Annotated in this window: 4 protein-coding genes and 3 pseudogenes (1 of these 7 cut by a window edge); 5 read left to right on the top strand and 2 right to left on the bottom strand. The window is 66.4% G+C overall.

Going from position 1 to position 5724, the window contains the following annotated elements:
- The 3 genes and pseudogenes from K728_RS0113650 to K728_RS19465 form a co-directional block, all read left to right on the top strand.
- A pseudogene (locus tag K728_RS0113650) lies at nucleotides 1-348 on the top strand (3-oxoadipyl-CoA thiolase); the annotation flags it as partial.
- The gene (locus tag K728_RS19470; RefSeq protein WP_019482388.1) at nucleotides 348-1091 is read left to right on the top strand and encodes an enoyl-CoA hydratase/isomerase family protein; all 744 of its coding nucleotides are present in this window, start codon (nucleotides 348-350) and stop codon (nucleotides 1089-1091) included. The pseudogene K728_RS0113650 and the gene K728_RS19470, both read left to right, overlap by 1 nt.
- Nucleotides 1088-1965: pseudogene (locus tag K728_RS19465) on the top strand (3-hydroxyacyl-CoA dehydrogenase family protein). Before K728_RS19470 ends, K728_RS19465 begins: the two are co-directional and overlap by 4 nt.
- A 43-nt stretch (nucleotides 1966-2008) precedes the next feature.
- Here K728_RS19465 and K728_RS0113635 read toward each other — a convergent pair.
- Nucleotides 2009-2884 (bottom strand): SGNH/GDSL hydrolase family protein, encoded by an 876-nt coding sequence (locus K728_RS0113635; RefSeq protein ID WP_156809004.1) that lies wholly within the window; start codon nucleotides 2882-2884, stop codon nucleotides 2009-2011.
- Nucleotides 2885-2974: 90 nt separating this feature from the next.
- Here K728_RS0113635 and K728_RS0113630 point away from each other — a divergent pair, with 90 nt between their 5' ends.
- The gene (locus K728_RS0113630) at nucleotides 2975-3736 is read left to right on the top strand and encodes a tyrosine-protein phosphatase (protein ID WP_050994872.1); all 762 of its coding nucleotides are present in this window, start codon (nucleotides 2975-2977) and stop codon (nucleotides 3734-3736) included.
- On the opposite strand, the gene K728_RS0113625 is transcribed toward K728_RS0113630, so the two are convergent.
- Complete coding sequence (locus K728_RS0113625) at nucleotides 3733-4083, bottom strand: PaaI family thioesterase (RefSeq protein ID WP_083850861.1); 351 nt, start codon at nucleotides 4081-4083, stop codon at nucleotides 3733-3735. The genes K728_RS0113630 and K728_RS0113625 overlap by 4 nt on opposite strands.
- Before the next feature lie 176 nt (nucleotides 4084-4259).
- Between K728_RS0113625 and paaZ the strand changes: the two are divergent.
- Nucleotides 4260-5724 (top strand): annotated as a pseudogene (gene paaZ / locus K728_RS19460) (phenylacetic acid degradation bifunctional protein PaaZ); it runs 625 nt beyond the window's last position.

Below are 5724 nucleotides of genomic sequence, written 5' to 3'. Positions count from 1 at the left end.
GGCGTCCCGCCGGCCATCATGGGCATCGGCCCGGTTCCGGCCACGCAAAAGGTACTCCAGCGCACCGGGCTGAGCATCAGCGATCTGACCTCCGTCGAACTCAACGAGGCCTTCGCCACCCAGTCCATCGCCTGCATCCGCCGGCTCGGACTCGATGAGGAACTGGTGAACCGCGACGGCGGTGCTATCGCTCTCGGCCACCCCCTCGGATCGTCGGGGTCCCGGCTCGCGATCACGCTGCTCGGCCGCCTGGAACGCGAGGCACGCGGTGAGGGCCGGGCGATCGGGCTGGCCACCATGTGCGTCGGTGTGGGGCAGGGCACCGCCATGCTGCTTGAGCGCGTCTGATGGACCAGTTCACCACGCTGCGGGTCACTGACGACGGCGACCGCCTCACCGTCCAACTGCACCGCCCCGAGGTCCGTAACGCCATCGACCAGACGATGGTCGATGAACTGCATGCTGTGTGTGAGGCGCTGGAGAAGCGGCCGCGGATCCTCATCCTCACGGGAAGTAACGGCGTGTTCGCCTCAGGCGCCGACATCGCCCAGCTGCGGGAACGACGCCGGGACGATGCGCTCGCCGGGATCAACTCCACCCTCTTTGCCCGCATTGCCCGGCTCCCCCTGCCGGTCATCGCCGTGTTGGACGGGTATGCCCTCGGCGGAGGCGCCGAGTTGGCCTACGCCGCTGACTTCAGGATCGGCACGCCCAGCCTGAAGCTCGGTAACCCTGAAACCGGCCTCGGGATTCTGGCTGCCGCGGGCGCCACCTGGCGGCTCCGGGAACTGGTCGGCGAGCCACTGGCGAAAGAAATCCTCCTCGCCGGGCGGATCCTGGGCGCCGATGAGGCCCTCGCTGCCAGGCTGATCACCGAAATCCACGAACCCGAGGCCCTCCTCGCGGGCGCCAATGCGCTCGCCGACCGGATTGCACGGCAGGACCCACTGGCCGTCCGCATCACCAAATCCGTGTTCCACGCCCCGCCCGAGGCACACCCGGTCATTGACCAGTTAGCCCAGGGCATCCTGTTTGAATCCGAGGCGAAGTTCGACCGGATGCAGGCATTCCTCGACAGGAAGAAAAAATGACTACAGCAATCCCCAGCGCAGCCCGCATCCCCGACATCGTTGGCGTCCTGGGTGGCGGCCGGATGGGCGCGGGCATCGCGCACGCCTTCTGCACAGCGGGTGCCTCCGTTGTCGTCGTCGAGCGCGACGACGACNCGCCGCCGAGGCGGCACGGCAGCGTGTCCTCGACGCACTCGGCAAAAGCGTGCAGCGCGGGACCACATCGGAGGATCTCCAGACACTCTCGGCACGGGTTTCCGTATCGGTTGACTACGCGGCGTTCGAAACCTGCGGGCTGGTGGTGGAAGCGGTCCCCGAGGACGCCGAGCTGAAGGCAGCCGCCCTCACAGCGGTCGAGGAACGGTTGACGTCCAACGCATGGCTGGCGACCAACACCTCGTCCCTGTCGGTGAGCTCGCTGGCCGGTAAGCTCCAACGGCCGGAGCGGTTCTGCGGGCTGCACTTCTTCAACCCGGTGCCCGCCTCAACGCTGATCGAGGTGGTCCTGGCCCAGCAGACCTCCGACGAGCTCGCCGACGCAGCGCGCGGCTGGGTGGAACTGCTCGGGAAAACCCCGGTGGTCGTCAAGGATGCGCCCGGCTTCGCCAGTTCCCGGTTGGGCGTCGCAATCGCCCTCGAGGCGATGCGGATGGTCGAGGAGGGTGTCGCCTCGGCCGAAGACATCGACACCGCCATGGTGCTGGGCTACAAACACCCGGTGGGTCCACTGCGTACCACCGACCTGGTGGGCCTGGATGTCCGGCTCGGCATCGCTGAATATCTCGAATCAACCCTGGGGGAACGCTTCGCGCCGCCGCAACTACTGCGGGACAAGGTGGCCCGCGGCGAGCTCGGCCGGAAGTCAGGTAAAGGGTTCTTCGACTGGACCGAGTGAGCCGGAACCGGTCGAGGAACACCCCTCCGCCGGTGCCCCGGCGCTACCGCCACAGAGTATTCAGGTTCACTGCGCTGCGGATCGCCTTGAAATAACCGGACTCGTACCCCTTGGCATTCGGGTGCAGGTCGTCGATGGCGGTGAACCCGGTATACGTGATCCACGGATCCCTGGTGCCAATACCGTGGCCAGTGAACCTCTTCACCACGTCCACATACTGCAGTCCGTTGGCTTCGGCGTTTTGCTTGATGACCGCGTTGAGCGCATCGGTGCCGTCATTGAACAACTGCTGCGCCTCGGTACTGAGCAGTACCTCCGATTCGGACTTTGGCGAGAACAGGTGCGGGTACCCGGTGACCACAATTGTGGCGTTCGGCGCGGCAGTGCGCAGCTCCCCGTACAGGTCATCGAGTGCCGCGGCCAGGCTGGTCTGCGCCTGGACCGTGCGGCCGTCGATTACCATTTGGCAGATTTCGAGTACCTGCGTGGCACACGCCCCCACTACGCCCCCAAAATCCAGGTCGTTGCCGCCCGCCGACACCGTGACGAGGTCCGTCTCAGCACCGATCAGCTCGTTGAAAACGAGTCCTGCCAGCTGCTCAGGGACGTCGGGTACCGCATCGGTGGGGTTTGCTGCGGCCTTCGCCCCGGAACAGGTGGCGTTGTAGGTCAACTCGATTTTGCGTTGCTCGTCGAGGAGCCACGGCAGTCCCAGAGGTGACTGCCCGCACGCATTGGCGTAGAAGCCCGCGCCGAACCCGGCAGCGTAGGAATCGCCCAGGGCCACATAGTCGGCCGGGACCGGGGGGCCCTGGGTATGAGCGGCGGCGGGACCCGCGATCGTGCTGGCCAACAGGCCGACCGATAGCGCCGCACCAGCGGCAGAACGTCCGAACAGGGAGTGACGGGGAGTTTTCATGGCTGAAAGATACACCTGCAGTAGCTTTCTGGAAACAGGCCAGGAAAGAAGCCTGCACCCGGACTGGCCGCAAATTGTTAGAGTGTGGTCATGACCTCCCAGCCGGGCCACACCGCTGATCCTGCCGCGGCCGAAGCCCGTGCCGTCCGGTGGGACGGCGCCGTCAACGCCCGGGATCTCGGCGGTCTCGGCGGGGTAATCCTACCCGGCCGCATGTACCGGATGGGGCGGCACGAATGGCTTTCCTCAACCGGCTGGCGACAGGCGTACGACGACGGCGTCCGCACCGTGGTCGACCTGCGCAACCCCGGCGAGTTCGGACGGCGCCCCGGTGACCCGGCTGTCGCTGCTGACAGTCTGACCCGCTTCACGATCGTGAACCGTCCCACCGAGGACCCGTCCGACGCCGACTTCATGGAACTGGTTGGGCCGTACCTGAGCTCGCCGGAGCACTACCGGGAGAACCTGCGACGCTGGCCCGAGAAGATCGCCGCCGCGGTGCAGACAGTGATCGATGCACCCGACGGCGGCGTGATCATCCACTGCTCAGCTGGCCGGGACCGCACCGGCATGGTGACAGCCGTCATGCTGTCGGCGGCGGGCGTATCCGCCGATGAGATCGTGCAGGACTATGCCCTGGGAGTCCGCGGAATCAACCAGTTCTTCGCGACGCAGGAGACGCCGAAGGAGCCGCCGGCGTCCAAAGACGAACTGCAGAAGCGGCTGGACCGTTCCGCAACGCACCTGCATCAGCTGCTCTCCCAACTCGACGCGGCCCAGTACCTCCTGGACGCCGGCCTGACCCCGTCGGCAGTGGCAGCGTTGAGGAACCGGTTGACCTCGGGCGCCTAGCGGCGGTCGATGATCAGATTGGTGATCCGCAGGCTGCACAGCCGCGCGCCGTCGTCGTTGGTCAGCACCACCTCGTGGGTGGTGAGGGTGCCGCCCAGATGGATGGGGGTCGCTGTGATGGTGACCAGTCCTTCGCGGGCGGACTTGTGATGGGTGGCCGACACGTCGACGCCGACGGCGGTCTTTCCCATGGTGCTGGCGTGGATGACTGCCGCCCAGGACCCCACAGCCTCGCCGACGGCGAGCGACGCGCCGCCGTGCAAAAGCCCGAAGGACTGCCGGTTGCCTGCCACCGGCATGGTGGCGACCACCCGCTCAACCGACTGCTCGAGGATTTTCACGCCCATCTTCTCGTCGAGTTCGCCGAGCTGGATCTGCCAGGTCTGGTGAGTCACCGAAGGGCTCCTTTGAGGGATGTGGAAAGGCCAGTTAATGTACGCTGGACATATTACCGAACGTCCGTTCAGTTATCCTCCTCACGGAGGGCGGGCGCCGCTACCCACAGGTGAAAGGCAAGTCGACGATGACTTCAACAGCCGTACGCGTGCAGACAGTTCCCAGCTTCATCGAGGATGCCTGGTGGACGCCAGACGCTACCTCCCTGACAGAACGCAACAGCGCCGAAGTCCGGGACGCGAGCACCGGTGAGACGCTGGCGGTGGTCAGCACCGAGGGACTCGACGTCGCCCGGGTAGTCGACTATGCCCGGACCACCGGGCAGCAGACCCTCGGCAAGTTCACCTTCCACCAGCGCGCACTGATGCTCAAGGCGCTGGCTCAGTTCCTCAACGACCAGCGCACCTCGCTGTATGAACTGTCGGCCCGGACCGGTGCGACGAAAATCGATTCCATGGTCGACATCGACGGCGGAATCGGGGTGCTCTTCACCTTCGGATCGAAGGGCCGCCGCGAGCTGCCCAACTCCAACGTCGTGGTGGATGGGCCGCCGGAAACCCTCTCGAAGGACGGCACCTTCCTCGGCGAACACATTTACACGCGCATCCCGGGCGCGGCCGTGCAAATCAACGCCTTCAACTTCCCAGTCTGGGGCATGCTCGAGAAGCTGGCTCCGGCCTTCCTGGCCGGCGTTCCCACCATCGTCAAACCGGCGACACCAACCGGGTACCTGACCGCCGCCGTCGTGAAATTCATCATCGAGTCCAACATCCTCCCGCAGGGCGCGCTGCAGCTGATTTCCGGATCCGCCCGGGACCTGCTCGACTACCTGGACTACCGGGATCTGGTCTCGTTCACGGGGTCGGCGTCGACCGCCAACAAGCTGAAGTCCCACGACAACGTGGTGCACGGCGGCGTCCGCTTCACCTCCGAAACCGATTCGCTCAACGCGGCCATCCTGGGCGAGGACGCCGTCCCGGGCACCCCCGAGTTTGACGCCTTCATTAAATCCCTCGTCACCGAGATTACGGTCAAGGCCGGGCAGAAGTGCACGAGCATCCGCCGCACCATCGTGCCCAAGACCCTGGTGAACGACGTCGTCGCCGCCGCCCGGGACCGCATCGAACAGCGCATCGTGCTCGGCGACCCGCGTGCCGAGGGCGTCACGATGGGCGCCCTGGCCTCCCTGGACCAGCTCAGGGATGTCCGCTCCGCCGTCGAAACCATGATCGCCGCGGGCGGGGAGCTCGCCTACGGCACGCTCGACGCGCCCCGTGTCACCCGCGCCGACGGCACCGTGGACACCGCCGTCGAGGGCGCCTTCATGTCCCCGGTACTGCTGACCTGGGAGAACGCCGAAGCCATCGAGCTGCACACGGTTGAAGCGTTCGGCCCGGTCGCTTCGGTCATCGGGTACGACGACGCCGCGCACGCCGTGCGGCTCGCCGCCCTGGGCGCCGGATCACTCGTGGCGACGGTTTGCACCAACGACCCCGCCGTGGCCCGGGAGCTGGTTCTTGGCATCGCCGCCCACCACGGGCGCGTGCTGATGCTCAACCGGGAAGACGCCCGCAGCTCCACCGGGCACGGCT

This window comes from Arthrobacter sp. CAL618, assembly GCF_000468215.1.
Classification (GTDB): Bacteria; Actinomycetota; Actinomycetes; order Actinomycetales; family Micrococcaceae; genus Arthrobacter_D.
Note: the sequence above shows the minus strand (reverse complement) of the source record. Positions and strands in the feature narration are given on the sequence as shown.

Excerpts from the sequence above, each read along its gene's own strand:
- K728_RS0113635 (WP_156809004.1), bottom strand. The coding sequence starts at position 2,884 with ATGAAAACTCCCCGTCACTCCCTGTTCGGACGTTCTGCCGCTGGTGCG.
- K728_RS0113625 (WP_083850861.1), bottom strand. The coding sequence starts at position 4,083 with ATGGGCGTGAAAATCCTCGAGCAGTCGGTTGAGCGGGTGGTCGCCACC.
- K728_RS0113630 (WP_050994872.1), top strand. The coding sequence starts at position 2,975 with ATGACCTCCCAGCCGGGCCACACCGCTGATCCTGCCGCGGCCGAAGCC.
- K728_RS19470 (WP_019482388.1), top strand. The coding sequence starts at position 348 with ATGGACCAGTTCACCACGCTGCGGGTCACTGACGACGGCGACCGCCTC.